The sequence below is a fragment of the Peribacillus huizhouensis genome (genome assembly GCF_014138605.1).
In the GTDB taxonomy this organism is placed as follows: domain Bacteria; phylum Bacillota; class Bacilli; order Bacillales; family DSM-1321; genus Peribacillus; species Peribacillus huizhouensis.
Genome location: NZ_JACJHX010000015.1, coordinates 18,354 through 38,048, shown reverse-complemented (window position 1 = coordinate 38,048; position 19,695 = coordinate 18,354). Strand labels below are relative to the sequence as shown.

General features: G+C 34.8%; 20 protein-coding genes. 8 read left to right on the top strand and 12 right to left on the bottom strand.

Going from position 1 to position 19,695, the window contains the following annotated elements; translation table 11 throughout:
• Window positions 1-34: 34 nt before the first annotated feature.
• Complete coding sequence (locus tag HNP81_RS18595; RefSeq protein ID WP_028391013.1) at window positions 35-619, bottom strand: TetR/AcrR family transcriptional regulator; 585 nt, start codon at window positions 617-619, stop codon at window positions 35-37.
• 184 nt (window positions 620-803) lie between these two features.
• On the opposite strand from HNP81_RS18595, the gene HNP81_RS18590 reads away from it, so the two are divergent.
• Both HNP81_RS18590 and HNP81_RS18585 read left to right on the top strand, forming a co-directional pair.
• Window positions 804-1,685, top strand: coding sequence for an ABC transporter ATP-binding protein (locus HNP81_RS18590; protein WP_200868663.1), 882 nt, complete (start codon window positions 804-806; stop codon window positions 1,683-1,685).
• Between the two features lie 9 nt (window positions 1,686-1,694).
• On the top strand, window positions 1,695-3,305 hold the full coding sequence (locus HNP81_RS18585; RefSeq protein WP_182503611.1) for an ABC transporter permease: 1,611 nt from the start codon (window positions 1,695-1,697) through the stop codon (window positions 3,303-3,305).
• A 483-nt stretch (window positions 3,306-3,788) separates the two neighbouring features.
• On the opposite strand, the gene HNP81_RS18580 is transcribed toward HNP81_RS18585, so the two are convergent.
• Window positions 3,789-3,962, bottom strand: coding sequence for a serine kinase (locus HNP81_RS18580; RefSeq protein ID WP_182503610.1), 174 nt, complete (start codon window positions 3,960-3,962; stop codon window positions 3,789-3,791).
• A gap of 167 nt (window positions 3,963-4,129) precedes the next feature.
• Complete coding sequence (locus tag HNP81_RS18575) at window positions 4,130-4,696, bottom strand: GNAT family N-acetyltransferase (protein ID WP_220478641.1); 567 nt, start codon at window positions 4,694-4,696, stop codon at window positions 4,130-4,132.
• A 261-nt stretch (window positions 4,697-4,957) separates the two neighbouring features.
• Between HNP81_RS18575 and HNP81_RS18570 the strand changes: the two genes are divergently transcribed.
• On the top strand, window positions 4,958-5,407 hold the full coding sequence (locus HNP81_RS18570; protein ID WP_182503609.1) for a GNAT family N-acetyltransferase: 450 nt from the start codon (window positions 4,958-4,960) through the stop codon (window positions 5,405-5,407).
• 686 nt (window positions 5,408-6,093) lie between these two features.
• On the opposite strand, the gene HNP81_RS18565 is transcribed toward HNP81_RS18570, so the two are convergent.
• From HNP81_RS18565 to HNP81_RS18555, 3 genes are all read right to left on the bottom strand, one after another.
• Window positions 6,094-6,384, bottom strand: coding sequence for a DUF5316 domain-containing protein (locus tag HNP81_RS18565; RefSeq protein ID WP_182503608.1), 291 nt, complete (start codon window positions 6,382-6,384; stop codon window positions 6,094-6,096).
• 109 nt (window positions 6,385-6,493) lie between these two features.
• On the bottom strand, window positions 6,494-6,640 hold the full coding sequence (locus HNP81_RS18560; protein WP_154663995.1) for a hypothetical protein: 147 nt from the start codon (window positions 6,638-6,640) through the stop codon (window positions 6,494-6,496).
• A gap of 449 nt (window positions 6,641-7,089) precedes the next feature.
• Window positions 7,090-7,539, bottom strand: a complete 450-nt coding sequence (locus HNP81_RS18555; RefSeq protein WP_182503607.1) for a hypothetical protein — start codon at window positions 7,537-7,539, stop codon at window positions 7,090-7,092.
• A gap of 236 nt (window positions 7,540-7,775) precedes the next feature.
• Here HNP81_RS18555 and HNP81_RS18550 point away from each other — a divergent pair, with 236 nt between their 5' ends.
• The 3 genes from HNP81_RS18550 (at window position 7,776) to HNP81_RS18540 (ending at window position 12,188) form a co-directional block, all read left to right on the top strand.
• On the top strand, window positions 7,776-8,042 hold the full coding sequence (locus HNP81_RS18550; protein WP_182503606.1) for a hypothetical protein: 267 nt from the start codon (window positions 7,776-7,778) through the stop codon (window positions 8,040-8,042).
• A 602-nt stretch (window positions 8,043-8,644) separates the two neighbouring features.
• On the top strand, window positions 8,645-10,012 hold the full coding sequence (gene guaD / locus HNP81_RS18545) for a guanine deaminase (RefSeq protein WP_182503605.1): 1,368 nt from the start codon (window positions 8,645-8,647) through the stop codon (window positions 10,010-10,012).
• A gap of 1,021 nt (window positions 10,013-11,033) precedes the next feature.
• Window positions 11,034-12,188 (top strand): pyridoxal-phosphate-dependent aminotransferase family protein, encoded by a 1,155-nt coding sequence (locus HNP81_RS18540; RefSeq protein WP_182503604.1) that lies wholly within the window; start codon window positions 11,034-11,036, stop codon window positions 12,186-12,188.
• A gap of 841 nt (window positions 12,189-13,029) precedes the next feature.
• On the opposite strand, the gene HNP81_RS18535 is transcribed toward HNP81_RS18540, so the two are convergent.
• Both HNP81_RS18535 and HNP81_RS18530 read right to left on the bottom strand, forming a co-directional pair.
• Window positions 13,030-13,173: a transposase gene (locus HNP81_RS18535; protein ID WP_182503603.1), complete on the bottom strand. Its 144-nt coding sequence runs from the start codon at window positions 13,171-13,173 to the stop codon at window positions 13,030-13,032.
• A 181-nt stretch (window positions 13,174-13,354) separates the two neighbouring features.
• Window positions 13,355-14,734, bottom strand: coding sequence for an aminotransferase-like domain-containing protein (locus tag HNP81_RS18530; RefSeq protein WP_182503602.1), 1,380 nt, complete (start codon window positions 14,732-14,734; stop codon window positions 13,355-13,357).
• A 159-nt stretch (window positions 14,735-14,893) separates the two neighbouring features.
• On the opposite strand from HNP81_RS18530, the gene HNP81_RS18525 reads away from it, so the two are divergent.
• Both HNP81_RS18525 and HNP81_RS18520 read left to right on the top strand, forming a co-directional pair.
• On the top strand, window positions 14,894-15,796 hold the full coding sequence (locus HNP81_RS18525; protein WP_182503601.1) for a DMT family transporter: 903 nt from the start codon (window positions 14,894-14,896) through the stop codon (window positions 15,794-15,796).
• Window positions 15,797-15,990: 194 nt separating this feature from the next.
• The gene (locus HNP81_RS18520) at window positions 15,991-16,602 is read left to right on the top strand and encodes an FMN-binding negative transcriptional regulator (RefSeq protein ID WP_182503600.1); all 612 of its coding nucleotides are present in this window, start codon (window positions 15,991-15,993) and stop codon (window positions 16,600-16,602) included.
• Window positions 16,603-16,891: 289 nt separating this feature from the next.
• Here the strand turns inward: HNP81_RS18520 and HNP81_RS18515 are convergent, their stop codons facing one another.
• The 4 genes from HNP81_RS18515 to HNP81_RS18500 form a co-directional block, all read right to left on the bottom strand.
• Window positions 16,892-17,365: a DMT family transporter gene (locus HNP81_RS18515; RefSeq protein ID WP_182503599.1), complete on the bottom strand. Its 474-nt coding sequence runs from the start codon at window positions 17,363-17,365 to the stop codon at window positions 16,892-16,894.
• A 15-nt stretch (window positions 17,366-17,380) separates the two neighbouring features.
• Entirely contained in the window at window positions 17,381-17,809 is a 429-nt protein-coding gene (locus tag HNP81_RS18510; RefSeq protein WP_182503598.1) for a DMT family transporter, read from the bottom strand.
• Between the two features lie 200 nt (window positions 17,810-18,009).
• On the bottom strand, window positions 18,010-18,270 hold the full coding sequence (locus HNP81_RS18505; protein WP_182503597.1) for a hypothetical protein: 261 nt from the start codon (window positions 18,268-18,270) through the stop codon (window positions 18,010-18,012).
• 406 nt (window positions 18,271-18,676) lie between these two features.
• A complete protein-coding gene (locus HNP81_RS18500) occupies window positions 18,677-19,654 on the bottom strand; it encodes a nuclear transport factor 2 family protein (protein ID WP_182503596.1) in 978 nt (325 codons plus the stop codon).
• Window positions 19,655-19,695 lie beyond the last annotated feature (41 nt).

Below are 19,695 nucleotides of genomic sequence, written 5' to 3'. Positions count from 1 at the left end.
TATCGAATAATTTGTTCGATTTGTCGAGATTACTTTAACGCAAGCCATTCATAAACATTTGAGTGATTTGAGGGCTATATTTTATCAAGTTATCACTATTAATCGCTTGACTCTTCAGTCCCTCCGTGAAAATATGCATAAACATCAATAAAACCTCATCAGAATATGCGGGATTAATTTTTCCTTCTTTACGCCCTTTTTGAAACATTCTTAAAACTAATCGATCACTTGTTTCTTGTGTATCCTTATCAAAAAAAGTCTGTTCACTTGCAAATTGCTGCATCACATTATGAAAAAACACTGATGTCGTACTTTGGATTTTTTTCATTTTATATTGCGTGAGTTCCATATACGTTTGCTCAAAAGATAAATCACTTTCAATCAATCGTTCGTATTCTTTATGGATAGAGGCAAATGAATTCTGAATCGCGGTATTTATTAAATTATCTTTTGTATTGTAATAATTAAATAAGGTTACTTTACTAACACCCGCACTTTTTGCAATCTCGTCCATGGTTATATTTGAAATGTCCTTTTTATTCAGCAATTCAAGCGTAGCTTCCTCAATAATTTTCATTTTCTTTTCACGTCTTAGATCAAAGCCATTTTTTTTCGTCATCTTCTCACCACATTTTTTCCGTTTTTCAATTACTTTCTACATATATATAGTATTTGATTTTTTGAACTAATTCAAACGTTTTAGTAAAAATAGTTTGAATTACTATAGGAGTGAGCGTATATTATGAACTATAAATATTTTTTTAGTAAAAATCTTCAATTTCACAGAATAGGAGATGAGACGAATGGTTATAGCAGAAATTAAGGGCCTACAAAAAAAATATAAATCAACACAAGCCTTAAAAAATGTAACGATGGAATTAAAAAGAGGTGAAGTATTAGGTTTTATAGGACCAAATGGAGCCGGAAAGTCGACGACCATCCGCATTCTGCTGGGCATTATAAAATCTAGCGGAGGAGCAGCCAAAATCTTCGGGAAGGATGTCTGGAAAGATTCGATTGAAATCCATAAACGACTTGCCTACGTTCCTGGCGATGTAAACCTTTGGCCAAATTTAACAGGCGGAGAAATTATTGATGTTTTTATGCGCATGCAGGGAACGAAAAACGATGCACGACGCGATGAATTAATTCAAAAATTTCACCTGGATCCTAAGAAAAAAGCACGGACTTATTCAAAAGGAAACCGTCAAAAAGTTGCCCTTATTGCCGCACTTGCTAGTGATGCAGAACTTTATATTTTTGATGAACCAACTAGCGGTCTTGATCCTCTAATGGAAGCTGTCTTTCAAGAGGAAGTAGAAAATTTAAAAAATCAAGGAAAGTCCATCCTTCTTTCCAGCCACATCTTAAGCGAGGTAGAACGCTTATGTGACCGCGTAGCGATTATTCGTCAAGGAGAAGTAATTGAAACTGGAACATTAGATGAATTAAGACATTTAACCCGATATCAATACAAAGTTACGACTCGTGACGTACCGATTGGATTAAAACAGGTGAGCGGTGTGCATGACCTAGTGATCAATGGCAAAGAAGCTGTTTTCCAAGCCGATATTGATCAAATTGAGACCATTCTAGAAGCAATCATGCCTTACCATGTAACAAAGCTCGAGAGTGTACCGCCGACTCTTGAAGCATTGTTTATGCGTCATTACACTGGAAAGTAGGTGAGAAAAATGAAAAATTGCTTTAATATGACTGGAATGCTCTTTCTTCATACATTACGTAGAGATTGGTTAAAGCTTCTCATTTGGGCAGTGGCCTTAAGTCTTTTCACAGGCGGCTTTGCGAGTGCAATGTATGAAATCTATGGAAAAGACCCTGCTGGATTGATGGCTATGTATGAAACCTTAAAGAATCCAGCAATGATTGCCATGCTTGGACCAACATCAGCTACTGCCGAAACGTATACAGTGGGAGCAATGTACGCACATGAAATGATCCTCTTTACGGCACTCGTATTTGCCATTGTATCGATTATGCATGTAGTCAGTCGGACAAGAAAAGAAGAGGATGATGGAACAACAGAGCTTATTCGTTCCTTTCAAGTTGGTCGACTGGCCAACACGACAGCAGTCGTTATCGAAATGCTTCTTTTACATTTGGTCATAATCGCTCTTTCTACAGGCTTACTACAAGTCCAAGATGTACCTGGAATGGATTTTTCCAGTAATTTGTTATATTCCGCTTCATTAGGTATGCAAGGGTTCTTATGGGCAATGATTGCACTCATATTTGTCCAATTAGCTGCTGGAGCTGGAAGTGCAAGAGGACTGAGCTTCTTGACTCTTGGCTTTTTTTATATCCTTCGAATGGCAACAGATATGAACGCACCAGATGGTTCTTGGTTCAACCCGCTGGGATGGAGTTATCTAGTAAATGTTTACGTTAGTGATAGCTGGCTTCCAATCGTCATTGCTTTTGTTACCAGTATCGTTTTCATTGCAGTTTCTTATCTTTTGGAACAAGCTCGAGATCTGGGGGCTGGATATTTACCAGAACGCGCTGGGCATGCACATGCAAAAGAACGTCTGTTGAGTCTTCCTGGCCTTGTATTACGGCTGCAAAAAATATTTATTATTGGCTGGCTCTTCGCTCTCTTTATATGTGGAGCTATGTATGGGTCCATTTTTGGAGATATGGATTATTTTGTAAGTGAAAATGAAATCATGAAGCAAATGTTCCTTCATAATTCAGATTACACCATACAAGAACAATTTATGAGCGTTCTCTTCGTGATTTTATCTCTATTGACTACGATTTTTATTGTAGGAAGTCTCATGAGGCTCGTAAACGAAGAAAAGAAAGGGCACTGGGATCAGCTTTATGCCACTAAATTAAGTCGCACAAAATTTTACTGGTACCATGTGATAATGGCTTCCATACTAGGAGTGGTTGGACAATTTTCTGCAATATTAGGGCTCTATTTGGCCCAACGAAGTGTCATGGAAACACCGTTAAGTTTCTGGGAAATTACTAAGGCTGGGATTGTGTGGATACCTGCGATTTTCTTCTTTATCGGCATTTTGTCTGTCCTAATTGGTTGGTTGCCGCGCTTTACGATGATCATTTGGGCTTATCTATTATTTACTTTCTTTATCAGTTATTTTGGGCAAATGATGGAGATTCCGGAATTCGTAACCAACCTAGATGTATTTAGCTATATTCCAAAAATTCCAATTGAAGAATGGAAATGGGGAGCCATCATCCTCATCAAATTATTGGCTCTCTTCATAATCGTTATTGGTTTCATCGGCTATAAAAAACGGGATTTAGTAAGTGAGTAAAAAAGAAAAGTGTCCTTCATACGGGACTATTAAAAAGAAGATGATCTCTGAATTGAGAATAGGGGTCATCTTTTTATTTGGCTCTTTTGTAAAAGATTGTTGTTTGCTCATTATTAAATCTGTTAACCTCCTTTAAAGTTTGATTATTTTGAGGCTCCTTCTTCAACTAACACACCCTTTCGTCTAAGTACAAACATTCACAATCTAAAGTTGTTGTTCCACAATATGGCCCTTTAGTTGAATAAGACTTTAAAGTATCACATGAATACTCTATACAAATCTAGTTTACATAAAGTCAATTTCCGGAAGTTTCGAAACATAAAACCCCTTGGTTCTCAAGGGGTTCCGAATGGTCCATTTTTATCGTTTATACATGATTTTACATGGTTGATAAATCAACATTTTCGGCTTCTGAAGAAGCATGGTATCTGCATAAAAAAGCTGTTTTATGCAAATTCTTCTTTCACTGTAGCGCTCTTTACTTTAAGAAGGTTGTTGTTGTTTTTTCTTGCCTTTTGCAATGAAAACAGCTCCTAAATTACATCCAGCCCCTATTACATGCATAATAATATTACCTGTCTTACCAAATCCATCAATTGTTAATCCAATTAAAAAACTCCCAAATAAAATAAGTGAAATAACAAAAATTAATTTCAAATTCTTTTCAATCCTCCAAGCCCTACCACAAAATCAATTCGACCTTCTTCGCTAGTTGAACAAAAGGCTTTTCTGAATGTATGATTTTAGATATTTCCATACATTGAAAAGACCACCAAATTGGTGGTCGCGCTGTTGAATTAAAGTACCCGTTTATTGAATAAAAATTACTTGGAATTTATGTAATAGACCATATGGTCAGTCCACTCTTCATATTCATATATAAACCCTTTACGAACACATTCAAATTCCATACCTACACTCTCTGCTAAATTTATAGAAGGTGCATTATCAACGTTTATATGAGCCTCAATACGATGGAAATTCAAGTCCTTAAAGGCTATATTTAGAGCTTCCTTTACTGCCTCTTTGCCGTAACCTTTTCTCCAAAACTGATTATGAATCATGTATCCTATTCTACCCCATTGAAAATTATCTCTTGCTAATGTGGAAAAATCAACCATCCCTAAGTGTATATCATCATTTTTCCGAAAGATACCGAATATGTGAGCTGTATCACTTAATGCTAACGTCTGGTGTTTCTTCACCAAATTATGAAACCATTCCTCAGTACATTCACTCATATCAATTTTTCCTTTATCGTGTCTATGCTGAGATGGAAATCTATTTTTAAACTCGTTAAGCCAATTTTGATAATCTTCATTTTTTAATGGTCTTATTACTAATCTTTCTGTTTCTGAAATAAAATCAAATGTTTTTGCCTTCTTTATCAATGTGATATCTTCCCTTCTTTAACCTTTTTCGAAAACTATTTGCATTACCTGTATGATTAAATGTATTAGCCATAAGACATCACACCTTTCTTTTTAACGTTAGGTATATTATACCATTCATACTTTTCTGCTTAAACTAATCTGACCGTTGTTGAACAAGGGGTTTTTTGAATGTATGATTTTGCATATTTTCGCATATTGAAAAGACCACCAAATTGGTGGTCACATTGTTGAATTAAAGAAAGGCAAGGAGGTTTAGCAGTGAACCAAGTGAAATCAATAATTACTCAATATAATCCAAAGTACGCTGAACAAACAGTGAGAATGTGGCGAGATAGTAAAGAACAGGCTATTTATCAAAGGGAAATCCATAGTTTTGAAGACCATGTTTATTTTTTAAACTGCATATTACCTGAACAATTTCAAATAGATTTAGCGTTAATCGGTGAGAAGGTAGTTGGAATGATTGCTTATAATGCAAGCGAAATAAACCAATTATACATTCATACAGATTATCAGGGAATTGGTATAGGTCAAACATTGCTAGATAAAGTTAAAGCACACTCAAGTGGAAGATTAACTTTACGCACATTTGAGATAAATAAAAACGCACAACGATTTTACGAAAAACATGGGTTTGAAATCATTGGTAGGGGTCATGAAAATGAAGAAAATTTACCTGATATTCAATTTGAATGGAATCCCAATTAAACGAATGGAACTATCTTAAGCTAACGGGCGCGTTTGTGAAGTAAGCAATTGGTCCAATTTCTTAATTTTTTATGTTGAGAAATTGGACTTTTTATGTTTGTTCATAGAGCAAAATAACTCTAAAAGTGACAATTAGTCTTCATAATGTCTCATAAGACTTGTACCAAAATCTAATCGTTGTAAATCCGCACTTTCCTGACAATACCTCAACTAGCACATAGCAAGGATTCGAAAGTTCCGAAATACCATCTAGATCAACGCACTGTTGAATTAAAGCATCTGTTAGCGAAAGAAATACCTTAGAGAAAAATTGCAATAAATAGTAATCCTATACCTATAAGAAATCCACCAATCAACTCATAATTGTCCAACAAGAAGAAGAATTTACTTTTATTGTTAAAATCGAATGATACAATCCTTTTTCTTAACCAAAATCCAAAAATGATAGTAAAAAGGAACCAAAAAAGAAGTAACAGTGGAGTATCTTTTATATATGTTTCACTTCCCATTTTTCACACCTACCAGTAATCACTAAAGATTAATAATTAATTTTATTAATCTTTCTTTTTATAAAAGTATACTGCTTCTTTAGTTGAATAGGGAGTTTTTCTGAATGTATGATTTTGTATATTTTCGTACATTGATATGATCAAATTGGTGGTCACGCTGTTGAATCAAAGCACCTTTTAGTTCAAGAAAAAGTAAAAAAAGAACGCCATAACAAGATTAGGTATTCCAATCAAAGCTGAACGAAAAGTAACTCTATTTCGTTTACGCCTGTCTTCAACAGATTCCGTTGCAAAGTTAGCTCTCATTTGGTCTCCACTTACCATTGAACCTGAAAAAATCATTGATATTCCGATGAAAAAAAATCCAATACCACCAGGAATGAAATAAGCCTTATCCATTCCCCACACAACTAAAGATACTAAGAAACCTATTATGGATAGAATAATTCCTATAAGAAAATACCTCAACTTATCCCTCCTTGTTTATTTATATGACTAAGTACTTCATAGGTTTCATTTACTAAGTTAATAGTTGAAGAAGGAGTCTTTTCGGATCGTACTAAAGTAAGAATTTAGCTCATTCTTTTAGAAAACAAGAAGTAAGAGAAACTGCTAAGCCTAAAAATGAAACCAAAAGTCCAAATGAAGTTGCTGAACCGCTTGATGTTAGTATAAGTGCTATTCCAAAAAGCGAAATGGAAATTCCTAAAAGTGAAATTCGCATTCATATTTCTCCAATAATATAAAATGTCATTTATATATTAACATAAATATCCAATTTAATAGACGGGTATTATTCCACAATCTGGCCCGTTTGTTGAATAGCATAATCGACATTTTAATTTTAATTGACTTTATTATTTTTTAAACAACTATATTATGATTTAAACGACTTTATTATCACCTAACAATTCAATTATTTCTATAAATTCAGTTTACACTGAACTACTTAATTAAGTTAGTCCTTTTACAAAGAATGAGGTTTTTCTAAGCTTTAGATAACATTTATATGAATAATTGTATGAGCCATCTTTTGGATACAGCATTAATCCAATGTATCCAAGTCTGGACTAAGAGGATTAATGCTTTTTAGCCTATGCAATAAGTTCATTATTATCAATATTCGACTAAAGAAAAAAGCTCTCTAATTGAGAGTTTTTTAAATAAATGTTGTTACTCATTGTGTGCTTTTATAAAGTTATAAATATCATGACTTAATTTCTGGGCTTCCTCACTTAATTGATCATACGCAGTTATATGGGCAATACCTTTTTTACAGAAATCCAATTTATTTACTATAGTTCCTGAATCTGCAGCATAACTACCCCTTCTCTTTCTAGCTCGTACTGGAAAAAGAGAATTTATATAGGTACCTAAATGCTTGTTTTTGTATTCTTCTTGAGTAAAGTCTTTGTTGGTTAGGTGTTCTAGTGCACCCTTTTCGTATTCAGTAATTACTTCTCTTATTGTATCTGCTGAGAGTATATTCTCAATTTCTTTACATTCCAAACAATAATACCTTTCTCCTAGAACTTCTTTTAACTTTTCTTGTCGAGGACGCTTATCATCACCGTCTTTGTCTGAAATCAAAAAAAGAGTGCTGCAGATTTTTTCAGCATTCATAGAAGCATGTCCTTCATCAGCTTCTGTTTCATCATCTAAGAATGACCAATGAGTTATATTGCCACCACTAATATTCAATGAATGAATAATGTATATCTTCTTTAAACTGTTTTAAATCAGGGTGAGCTTCTTGAAATACTTTTAGAAAACGTCTTATATACAACCTGAGTTAAAGAAAGTACAATTCTTTTTCAAGAATTGCGCAAACTTCAACAGTAATAGAAGCAGATCTCTTATTGCTGAGAGCTCCGGGCTATGTCATGGGAAGTGGTACTTCAAAACGAGTAGATTCACCAGTTGAATTAGGAACTCACGGCGGAAACCAAAAAAGAAGTGAGCTGAAACCCGTTTTTATCGCTACCGGACCGGAACTGAAAAAAGGGAAGAAAATCGGCTCAACCTCCAATCTTGACATCGCCCCAATGATTTATCGTTTACTCGAGCTAGAAGCTCCTTCCTTCGTTGAGGGAAAAGTAATAGATGAAGCGTTTCAGAGGAATTAATATGAGCCTCTAAATTAGTGAATGATAGTTAGCAAGAATATTAGAAGAAAGTACAACAACGAATTTCTTAAAATAAGTAAAGCTTCAATCAGAGGGGAATTCATCATCCTCCCTAATTGTTAGTCTCGTTTTATTGTCAATAATATCTTCACGTAGCATAGGTAAAGTTCCCCTACAAACCCGATTCAATGATTCACAGTCACCCTCCTCACCTACGCTTCTTCGATTCTTCTCATCTTGACGGTGGTTTTTTACTTCCCCCGGGATACATCGTTTACAATGATGGCAGGAACGAGATATTATTGGTAGCTAGCCTACATTAAGTAAAGCAAAATCATAATTATAACGTATATTGAATTGTGATCCTTCGCCGTTATCCACTTCTCAAGAAAATGGGTACAATGTTTTATTATTTCAAAACACTTCATTCCATACGTATTCTTTATCCTATACTGTACTTTTCATGATCACATTTGCATGTTGAGAAACCAAATAGATACGAAAACTAGCTTCCCTTCTTGTTCTTTTTTAATAGACTTTGCTTTTTAAATGCCCTATAATAGCAAATATATTTCCAAAATACGAACAATAAGGTGTTAAAAATGAAAAAATATACAAAAGTTTTTCAAGGAACTGCTTTTTCCAGCAAGTCACCAAAAGAAGTCCAAATTTTAAAAGAAAATCTCTTTTGCATTAATGATAAAGGAATGATTGAGAAAATCGTTGCTCCAGAAGATGCCGACTATCAATTCTTATTAGATGCTTACCAAGGAGAAGAAAACTTTCACCGTTTAGCAGACGGCCAATATTTCTTTCCTGGTTTTGTCGATTTACATGTTCACGCGCCTCAATGGGCTCAAGCAGGAACGGCTTTAGACATTCCACTCTATGATTGGTTAAACACTTATACCTTCCCAATTGAGTCTAAATTTTCAGATTTAGATTTTGCGAAAGATGTCTACCAAGATGTAGTACGTACCCTACTAGCAAATGGAACAACGACTGCACTTTATTTTGCCACTGTACATAAAGAAGCAAGTTTATTACTTGCTAAAATTTGCGCTGAAAAGGGGCAACGCGGTTTAGTTGGAAAAGTTGTTATGGATAACCCCGAACAAAATCCAGAATATTATCGTGACGTTGATACGCAAACAGCATTAGCGGATACAGAAGAATTTATTATTGCTGTCACAGAATTGGCGAAATCATCGAAACAAGGTGTTTACCCAGTAGTTACGCCACGGTTTATTCCGAGCTGTACAGACGATGCTTTAAAAGGATTAGGAGAATTAGCTGCTAAGTATGATACGTACGTTCAATCACACTGCAGTGAAAGTGATTGGGAGCATGGTTATGTACAAGATCGATTCAATAAGAACGATGCGTTTGCTTTACATGATTTTGGTCTATTACGTGATAAATCTATCATGGCGCATTGTAATTTCTTAAATGATGATGATGCAGATTTATTTGCTGAAACAGGTACTGCTGTTAGCCACTGTCCGATCTCAAATGCCTACTTTGCTAATAGTGTTATTCCAATCGCCCATTTGCACTCAAAAGGTGTTGAAATTGGTTTAGGATCCGATATTTCTGGCGGTTTTTCACCTAGTCTTTTCGATAATGCTAGGCAGGCAGTGATGTCATCAAGAATGTTAGAAGATGGTGTTAATACTGCACTTTCTGCTAACGAACGCGGTGTACCCAATTCACGGATCACCATTAATGAAGCGTTTTATTTAGCAACTGTTGGCGGTGGTGAAAGTTTAAGCTTGCCAATCGGTCGCTTGACAGAAAACTATGCTTGGGATGTACAAATCATCGATACGACAATAGAATCAGCAAAACTGCCAATTTTTCATGCAAATGAAAATTTACATGATGTCTTCCAGAAGATCATGTATCTTGCTCGTCCTGAAAATATTCGTGAAGTCTGGGTGCAAGGAGAAAAAGTTCATTCACGCATATGAGTTCATTCCATACTAGTTGAGGCTTTGCCGAGATTTGTGGTAAACAAAACCCTTGAGATTGTAATTATGAGTTTCTCTGGCTCTAGTTTTTAAAATAAATTCCCAGAAAATATTTTAACACTTTCTCATTTTGAATTATAACAATAATACAGGTAATTCATCGAAGAGCCGATAAGACCAAATGTCTTGTCGGCTCTTAACTTTTGTTTATTTCCTCATTTCAGCTGCTGACTTCCATAGCTGAAATATATCATTCTACTGCATTATGAATCGAATCACTTTCAGCATCGTCACCGAAATTTGTAAAATGATTTTATCACTCTTGTTTGCCGAATGAAACTACATTTTCAAAATGTTTTTCGTTAAGAAAAGCTATAAAATGACGAAACAAACCTTTATTTGATAACTAATGAAAATCTCCGTTTTGAAATAAAGTTGATCAAAATTATTATTATATCCTATACTCTCCCTGCGTAAACTATGGAAATCATAACATTTTACTTCGTACCACTCTTCACAATCTCTTCTAAATTTAATCCAGCTGGAGTTTAAGGGGCAAAAGAAAAACCTACGGAATTTTTCATAGCTTCTTGGGCACTTGATTTTACCAAAATAATATCCAATCATAGAAAATTGGATTTTTCGATTTTTCGCTAACATTGATATAATTCGACAACGTTTTCATTTATTGTCCCATATACTCATAATTGGATCGAGAATTGTTCAGGAGTTAATTAAAGTATATTAAACAATCGCTAGTTTACTTTGTGCTCTTTTTACCTTCCAATAAAATCAGTATTTATAGCTATATTATCAAAGATATTATTTTAATATTGGTTTAGCTATTGAACTAAAAATAGCAGAAACGCATACGTGAACTAAGATTGAGGTCAATATTCTCAGATCTCTTTACGACAAGATATTTTGATACTTTAATTCCGACATAACGAATCGCCACCTTACTATTAAAATTGTGTCATAATTGATGTAATTATTAAATTTAATATTGGAGGGAATTTACATGTACCAAAACATTTTAAGACATCCCGGTCCTACTCCTATTCCACAGAAAGTTCAACAAGCAATGAATAACAATATCGTCAGCCACAGAAGTGAAGAATTTGTTCAGTTTTTTAGGGAAACATCGAATCGCGTTAAACCGCTCTTTGGTACAAAACAAGACATATTACTAATTCCATCCGGTGGTACGGCTGCTTTGGAGGCTGCAGCAATTAACACTGTTTCACCAGGAGAAGAAGTAGTTGTTATTACTATTGGCGCATTTGGAGATTACTTTGTCTCAATTTGTGAAAAATATGGATTTAAGGTACATAAGCTTGAAAAAGAATGGGGCCAAGCCTGTACAGAAGATGATCTTATCCAATTCTTAAAACCATTAAAAAATATCAAAGCTGTTTTTGCTACGTATAACGAAACATCTACTGGCGTCATTAATCCAATTGAAAAACTTGCGAACGTTGTCCGTACACATTCAGACGCTTTATTTATTGTCGATGGGGTTAGCTGCATAGGCGGAGTACCGGGAGAGATGGATAGCTGGGGAATTGATATTTTAGTAACAGGGTCACAAAAAGCGATGATGCTTCCTCCAGGACTTTCATTTATTAGCGTTAGTGAAAAAGCATGGAAAGTCATTGAAAACAATCAGACTCCAGCCTATTACTTAAATCTATTAACCTATCTTGAATGGTTTGCTAAAGGAATGACTCCTAATACACCAGCAATTAGTATTATATATGGATTATCTGCAGTATGTGATCTAATTGAGGCAGAAGGATTCCAGCAAACAATAGAAAGACATCAATTAATGAAAAATATGGTTCGTGAAGGAATGAGGGCTCTTCGTATTGGCTTATTAACAAGCGAGGAAGATGCTTCACCTACGATTACCGCTATCCGTGCTCCTGAAGGTGTAGATCTTGGTAAATACATCGGACACCTAAAGCAAAAATATTATCTTGATTTTGCCGGAGGCCTAGGAAAATTGCAAGGTGAAATCTTCAGATTCGGTCATATGGGCTATTGCTTCCCAAGTGATATTTTAGAAGCTATTTCTCTAATGGAAGCGGGATTACAAGACTTTGGATATTCATTTGAGGCAGGAGCTGGAGTAAAAGCTGCCCAAGATGTCTTTTTGACAAAACATCGTAACTGACGAATTGCAGGAAATAAAGGGTCCTCAGGATCAACAAAAACTTAGGTTGAATCCTATCGCAATTATTAAACTAACAAATTATAACATTAAACTTAAAATAATATAGTAAACCTTAATTGCGTTAAAATAATTAATATTAATCCATATGCATATATATAGTCCTATAAAAATTTATGCTACCTCCTGACCATTTATTTTGGTAGTAGTATGTGCCATATAGACCGTGGTTATCGGGTCTTTAAATGCTGTACCAGACACTTACAGTATGTAAGAAAGGGTAGATTTTCCCTTTTTTACATACTGTAGTGCTACAGCTCAAATATGTTATCTTGATGACCCAATGAAACTAGTATTTTTATTATTGGTTAGTATTCTCACCTAAAAGTTCATTTAGCTGTTGAATAGCTCCTTCTATTGCACGTTCCTCTGTATCAAATAAAGAAACCCCTTGTTTAATGGAACCCCAGTAATCATATTCATATGGTTCCTCCCACTTGTACCACTTATTAATTTCTGTCGAATATAGACCATCTGATCGTTTTATTATCTCGGCCTTGTATTGTTTGCTTAGAGAAAAAAATTTCTTTAATCACTTGTTCCACGATTTCACCTACTTAAAGATAATATTTGCTTCTTTTAATATCACTTAATTATACGAATACTGTTACCTACATAAGAAAAGGAGCTGCTGATCTGGTCCTGATGTTCAATTAAAGCCCCAATTTTGGAATAAGATTTCAATTAATATCCACTAAATATACTGGAGACTTCTCATCATTAAAATACTTTATTATGTATATTCTTAATTCTTTGGGGTATATCCTATACTGAAGTAAATCACTTATATATATTCTATACCTACTTGGTGGCTATCAGGATTATAAGTTGTGCCAATGCTTTCTGCAATGGCTTTATAGCTTTCGTTTCCAGTTAAATAGCGCTCTTCCACCACTTGTAATTTAATTTCTTCTGTATATTTAGACATAAAAACACCCCGTAAATGTTAGTTGGTGTCTAACATTTACGGAGTAGTTCATTTGAGAGGGTTTAAAAACTTGTAAATTAGGAGAGTAAATATGTTTCAAATAATTGCTCAAATTCTAAGTCACATAAACAACTGTTTTGAGCATATTTTCTTAGCATTGGAAATCCGCATAATCCTGATACTACCCTCTATATAAACTTACCCATGGAGTACTATAATTTTTTCTACTGTCAATTAAAGCAATACAGTGAGCCAAACGCTCTACCCCTAGTTTAATTTGACTCTCGTTCACTTGAGAGATGCATATTCGAAGGAGATTTTCCTTTTTATATTCTGGTAAAAACATTCTAGAGGCATCATCAACATATATATGCTGCTCGTTTAGCATATGGGCTACCTGTTTTGCTGTTACATTCTCTGGCAAACTAATGGATAGATAGAATCCTGAAGTTGGTTTAGAAAAGTGAGTATTAGCTGGTAGCAATAATTCACACGCTTCTTGAAGGATGTGCATTTTAGTACGGTATACCTCTTTTACTTTTTTGAGATGGCTATTAAACATGCCGCTTTTTAAATATATTTCAAGCGCACCTTGAGAAAGTGCTGAACTATTAAAATCCGAACTAAATTTATATCGTAAAAAATTGTTAATCATTAATGTAGGAAGAACCACAGTAGCAATCCTTAACCCTGGAAGAAAAATTTTCGAAAAGCTTTTAATATAAATTACTCTTCCAGAAGGATCAAATGAAAACAAGGGATCTGATTTAGGATTTGGGTCAAGGTCTCCTAAAAAATCATCTTCAACTATATACACATCGTATTTTTCAGCTAACTCAACGATTTTTTTCTTTTCGCTATTCGAGTAACAATGTCCAAGTGGATTGTGAAATCTTGGAATAATATAGAAAAATTTAATATCATTATTTCGGAAAATATATTCCAGACGATCAAAATCAATCCCTTCCATCGATAACTCAATTCCAAAAGTAGTAGCTTGGTGCAGATTGATAGACTCAATGAATCCGAAATAAGTAGGCTGCTCAATTAGAATGTTATTTTTTCCATTTGGAAACGGCATTGAAACTAATAAATTCAGGGCTTGCTGCGAGCCAGATACAACGACTACTCTCTCAGGTTGAGTAAACACCTGTAGATTCTGCAAATATTTCACTACCTGTACTCGTAATGTGTAAAGCCCTTGTTGATCAGAGTATGTAAAAAGTTCCTCTTTATATTGTTCAATTGCTTGATTCATACAATGTTGAAATTCAACATAAGGCATAACATTTTTATCTGGACCAGCAGACAAGAAATCAATCACGTCATTTTCATTCGTCGCAATTTGAAATTCATTCACAACAAAGTAGCCACTTTTAGGAACAGAATAAATTAAATGTTCTTTTTCTAGTTCCTCGTATGCTTTAATTACTGTATTTTTGCTACATGAAAAATGCTCAGACATCTGACGAACAGAAGGTAGTTTACTCCCTGCAATAAGCGCCCCGTCTGCTAGCCGAAGCTTAATTTCTTCCATAATCTCGATATATTTTGAGCTCATACATGGATCCTCCTTCAACTGTACCGGTACAGATAGGTAAATAAATGGTTTATTTTTATATCCTGTACCAATTAATATTTTAATTATATCAGAACTGTTTTTTAGAAAAGTAGAAAATGGTACAGATATAATACGAAGTAAAAAGGTAGGTAGGATAAGATGCCGAGAGAAACCAGAGAGAAATTTGGATTATTGTTGGGATTAGTAGGTGTAATTTGTTTTAGCTTAACACTTCCTTCTACAAATATTGCTGTAGAGTACTTTGGGACTACGGTCGTCGGTTTAGGAAGAACGGTTGTTGCTGCAATTTTAGTAGCTGTGATATTTATTATTCGAAAAGAAAAGCTTCCTTCTCCTCGCCAATTCAAAAGTCTACTTATTGTTGCTGTTGGTGCAGTTTTAGGATTTCCACTCCTCACTTCCTGGGCAATGAATTCCTTGCCTGTTTCCCATGGAGCTGTGGAATTGGCCCTGTTACCATTATCAACATCCGGCTTTGCTATGTTTAGAGCAGGTGAAATCCCTTCTCGCAAATTCTGGATTTCAAGTATAATCGGTTCTTTAGCTGTTATTATGTATGCACTGCATCTCGGATTCGGTCAATTACAATTTGCCGATTTAGCAATACTCGCAGCAGTAATTATACTTGGACTTAGTTATGCAGAAGGTGGGAAGTTAGCGAAAGAATTAGGTAGTTGGCAAGTGATTGCTTGGGCAATTATGATCGGTGCTCCATTTTTCATCATTCCAGTTGGACTAAACCTTACAACTGAAATGCTCCATGCCCCTATACAAGCTTGGGTCAGTTTTATTTATCTCGCAGTTGTTAGTCAATTTCTAGCATATGTTGCTTGGTATAGCGGAATGGCTATGGGTGGAATAGCAAGAGTGAGTCAGCTTCAATACTTACAACCATTTTTAATGATTCTATTTGCAACAGTATTTCTAGATGAATCCATCACATTTTTCACTCTTGTAATAGCAGTGATTGTTGTTATTTCTGTAATATTAGGAAAAAATGCTCCCGTATCAAAAATCAGATCTGTATCAGAGAAAAACTAATTACATGTTCAATTGAGATAGTTAAATAATTATATATGAAAAAGGATGTATCGTAGGGCATATAGTCTATGGAATGAGAATTGTATTAGATGAAGAAGTAGTCATTGATAAAGAGGATCATGGTAAAAAAACGGCTATCTTATAGAGAAATCATAAATTTAATGATAAGAAAAGATTCTGAGAGGAGAAAAAATATGTATATTCCTGCACATTTTAAAATTAAAGACGAAACACTTGCCTTCGACATTATGAAGGAACATAGTTTTGCGACTCTTTTTTCTCAACACAATGGAATGCCTTTTGCGACTCATTTACCGTTAATTTTGAACAAGGATCATTCATACTTATATGGACATTTTGCTCGTCCTAATCCTCAGTGGAATGATATCAAAAATCAAACCGTTTTAGCAATTTTTCATGGTCCGCATTGTTATATTTCTCCATCTTGGTATGAGACAAATAAAGCAGTACCGACATGGAATTATGTGACCGTTCATGTTTACGGAGAAGTCGAACTATTAGAGGATGAACATGAGTTAACGGGCTCCTTACATGATATGGTATTTAAATACGAAGCTCCTGACAGTTCATACAGTTTGCAAGATATAGATGCCGAGTTTCTTGCTGGTATGAACAAAGGAGTTCAAGGATTTAAAATAAAAATCAACAAAATAGAAGGGAAAGCAAAGTTAAGTCAAAACCATCCATTGCAGAGACAAGAGTTAATCGTTACTCAACTGGAACAGTTTTCAAACACAGATGAGCAAAAGATTTCATTATTAATGAAGGCTAATCTAAAAAAATAACCTTGAAAGATACTGCATAAACGGGTGCTTCGATTAACAAAACAAACTAAAAAGTCGGTTCCTTTACGCAGAAGGAATCCGACTTTTTTAGGTTAATCTGCTTAGCGTATAATATCCGCGTTTTGTCGGCAGCACCCCCATATGAAGTTTTTCCATATAGGACCAGAATGTTGAAGAAGAATTTAGATCGAATAATTTATTTATACTCTTGATCTGGAGTTCACTCCAGCTATAGCCGCTCTTTCCTTTTCCCCTAATTCACTTTTTAGTTCTTTTATGCCTCGAACCATTATGCCGCTTTATATTCTTGAGCCCCTTGCGTTTCAGGTTCAGTTTTCAATGTAAAATAAAGTGCTATAAACATAAGTACTAAACCTGCTAAACGTTTGATTTCAAAATGAATGACCGTATTTCCAAACCATCCAAAGTTATCAATCACCATGCCAGTTACTAATTGACCAATAATAACCGAAATAACAACAGCACTTACTCCAATTTTTGGAACAGTAATAATTGATAGTAATACATAAATTAACCCAAAAAACGTACATAAAAGCTGCCAAGTCGGTGCTTCAGAAATAGCAATCATATCTACCTTACCAAATAGAACAACTACAATCACCATGATTACAGTTCCAAAGAAGTAGTTAACCAATGTACTTTCCAACGATCCAGCTTTTGCAGCAAAAGCTGCATTAATTGGGGCCTGAGTTGCTAAAACTGCTCCGGATATAAGCGTAAGAATAATAATAAGAATACTCATAACATACCTCTCCCTTTAATATACAAGATAGAGCGATACAGCTAATAATATAATCGCAATACCTTTATTTTTATTGAATTTAATTTGGGAAGATCCGAGCCACCCACGATGTTCTATCATTGTACTCATAACGATCTGCCCAACAAGAGCAGCAATAACTGAAATTCCTACTCCAACGATTGGCACACTAATGACTAGCATCAGATTATAGAAACTTCCTAAACTACCACCAAGCAATTTCCACTTTGGTACTTTGAACGTCTGGCTTAAATCACCTTTACCAAAGAACAACGTAATTAATAGGATTGTCATAAACCCTATAGCAAACATAAATAAGGTTGTTTCTATCGCTCCTATATTTCGTCCTAATGTTCCCCCTATTGCACCTTCAATACTTAATGAAGCACCTGCTACTAGGGCTAATAAATAAAATAATATTTTCATGAATAACTCCTTATAAAATAACGAATTTTAATTTTATAACTAATGATAGTTTTACAATAATTTAGATTTTTGCTTTTACGCTAGCAAGCAACTGTTCAAATTGCTACAAAGCTTTATAATGATTGATGGAACCAAAATAAGAAGTTCGCCTTTTATTAAGTTAAGGTAAGGTTATTAATAAAAGTGAATCGTTTAATCTATCATTCTTTTTTCCAGAACTTATGAAGTCTACTTACTAATCCTTCATCCAAAAATTTTCCGGACCCCTTTTCATCACCGTATACGTGCTTAAGAAAACGAAGAACAAATTTCCTTCTATATGCAATTTCCTGAACTTCCTTATTATAAAACCACTGTTCAATGGTGTTATAAACCCCTCGATTTATTCCAAACTGCTCTTGGCAATATCTAAAAAAATGCAAATCAGTTTTATTGATAATTTGCTCTTGTATTTCGTTCATAACAATACTCCACCCAACATCAGTACTTTTAGATTAGAAACGGCCTATACTAATTCCTATCTAGACCAAAGCTTACTGTTTATATGCACTGCTATTTATGAATACATATTTTAAGGAAATAAGATATTTTTCTACATTTATATTGGAACGTTGCAAATTATACTTTACATCTTAGACTTCTAAGACTACTATTTTTAAATATTATTCTTCAATCTTCCTGATGTTTTCACATTAACCTTTTCTTTATTCAGTTATATTATTGAATTGAAAGGATGAACATTATGGCCAACTTAACAGACCTTCCACTATAAAAATCTCTTAAATAAAAGATTAAGTGTCAGAACAATGAGGTGTAAATCAGCTCTTCCAATTTCTACATCGTCCCACATTGAAACATATTTTGTGTTCACATACCTTCTTCACCTTGAAGCCAACCTGGAATATAATGAAGCCACTCAAACTTCCAAACCCCATTTTCTCGTCGTAATCGGCTTTCATATCGGGCACCAAATATTGGAGCATCTAAGGTTTCTTTAGTAGGAAGGAACGGTACAACACGATAGATATCCAATGTCGCAGTATCTCCTGTAACCTTCACACGAAAGTTTGTGGCTGCATGTTGCATATAAGGGTGACCTGAACGCAAGATTTTCAATAAGCTAACAATTTCCTGTCGTCCATCCATTAGACCAAATGGAGACATGTCCGCTTTTGCATCCTCTGTAAATACAGTTGTCAATAAGCTAAAGTCAGCTTGATCCAATGCCCATGAATAGCGAATATATGTTTCAGCTATTTGCTCTTCATCTGTACCTTGTTCATCCGGGTTAGGAAAAACTCGCCAAGGCGCATCTAACTTACTTAGGATAGTTGGTGTAACTGTTTTCGGATGCCAACCAACCGCTCCATCAGCTAACTTCCAATCTTTCACATAACTACTTTTGCCACTTTGCCAATCGAGCTCGAACCGGAGATGTGAAATTTTCCACCCTTTAATAGTTTTGACATAGGTATTAACAAAATGACCACCAAATATAAAGCTGTCAAGCTTACCTTCTCCGATATCGTTAGCAAGAACCCCTGTGAGGTAGGCACTTTGTTGCGCCTTTTCTCCGGCTACCGCAACGTACGAATTAGTTATATTAAATTTTGTTACATCAACTTTTGGTCCAACATGAGTCAAACCTTTTATGATTGCTTCTATCCCTTTAAATTGTCCTAAATGGCTAAATTTCGCTTCTGAATCAGGTGAAAAATAACTTTCAACTGTAGAAACATCATTTGCCTCAAGTGCCTTAGCAAAAGCTATAAAGACTTGCTGAATTTCAGCACGGCTTGAGCCACCTTTGTTAAATACAGTGTTAGACTTTTGGTTCGTTTCCATTCTAGTTCTAACTCCTATTTCTTATCTGAAAATAGTTTTTT

What these genes read in the sequence shown, in the direction of transcription:
- HNP81_RS18595 (WP_028391013.1), bottom strand. Translation starts at nt 619, where the DNA reads ATGACGAAAAAAAATGGCTTTGATCTAAGACGTGAAAAGAAAATGAAA.
- HNP81_RS18590 (WP_200868663.1), top strand. Translation starts at nt 804, where the DNA reads ATGGTTATAGCAGAAATTAAGGGCCTACAAAAAAAATATAAATCAACA.
- HNP81_RS18585 (WP_182503611.1), top strand. Translation starts at nt 1,695, where the DNA reads ATGAAAAATTGCTTTAATATGACTGGAATGCTCTTTCTTCATACATTA.
- HNP81_RS18560 (WP_154663995.1), bottom strand. Translation starts at nt 6,640, where the DNA reads ATGCGAATTTCACTTTTAGGAATTTCCATTTCGCTTTTTGGAATAGCA.
- HNP81_RS18555 (WP_182503607.1), bottom strand. Translation starts at nt 7,539, where the DNA reads ATGAATGCTGAAAAAATCTGCAGCACTCTTTTTTTGATTTCAGACAAA.
- guaD (WP_182503605.1), top strand. Translation starts at nt 8,645, where the DNA reads ATGAAAAAATATACAAAAGTTTTTCAAGGAACTGCTTTTTCCAGCAAG.
- HNP81_RS18540 (WP_182503604.1), top strand. Translation starts at nt 11,034, where the DNA reads ATGTACCAAAACATTTTAAGACATCCCGGTCCTACTCCTATTCCACAG.
- HNP81_RS18535 (WP_182503603.1), bottom strand. Translation starts at nt 13,173, where the DNA reads ATGTCTAAATATACAGAAGAAATTAAATTACAAGTGGTGGAAGAGCGC.
- HNP81_RS18530 (WP_182503602.1), bottom strand. Translation starts at nt 14,734, where the DNA reads ATGAGCTCAAAATATATCGAGATTATGGAAGAAATTAAGCTTCGGCTA.
- HNP81_RS18525 (WP_182503601.1), top strand. Translation starts at nt 14,894, where the DNA reads ATGCCGAGAGAAACCAGAGAGAAATTTGGATTATTGTTGGGATTAGTA.
- HNP81_RS18520 (WP_182503600.1), top strand. Translation starts at nt 15,991, where the DNA reads ATGTATATTCCTGCACATTTTAAAATTAAAGACGAAACACTTGCCTTC.
- HNP81_RS18515 (WP_182503599.1), bottom strand. Translation starts at nt 17,365, where the DNA reads ATGAGTATTCTTATTATTATTCTTACGCTTATATCCGGAGCAGTTTTA.
- HNP81_RS18510 (WP_182503598.1), bottom strand. Translation starts at nt 17,809, where the DNA reads ATGAAAATATTATTTTATTTATTAGCCCTAGTAGCAGGTGCTTCATTA.
- HNP81_RS18505 (WP_182503597.1), bottom strand. Translation starts at nt 18,270, where the DNA reads ATGAACGAAATACAAGAGCAAATTATCAATAAAACTGATTTGCATTTT.
- HNP81_RS18500 (WP_182503596.1), bottom strand. Translation starts at nt 19,654, where the DNA reads ATGGAAACGAACCAAAAGTCTAACACTGTATTTAACAAAGGTGGCTCA.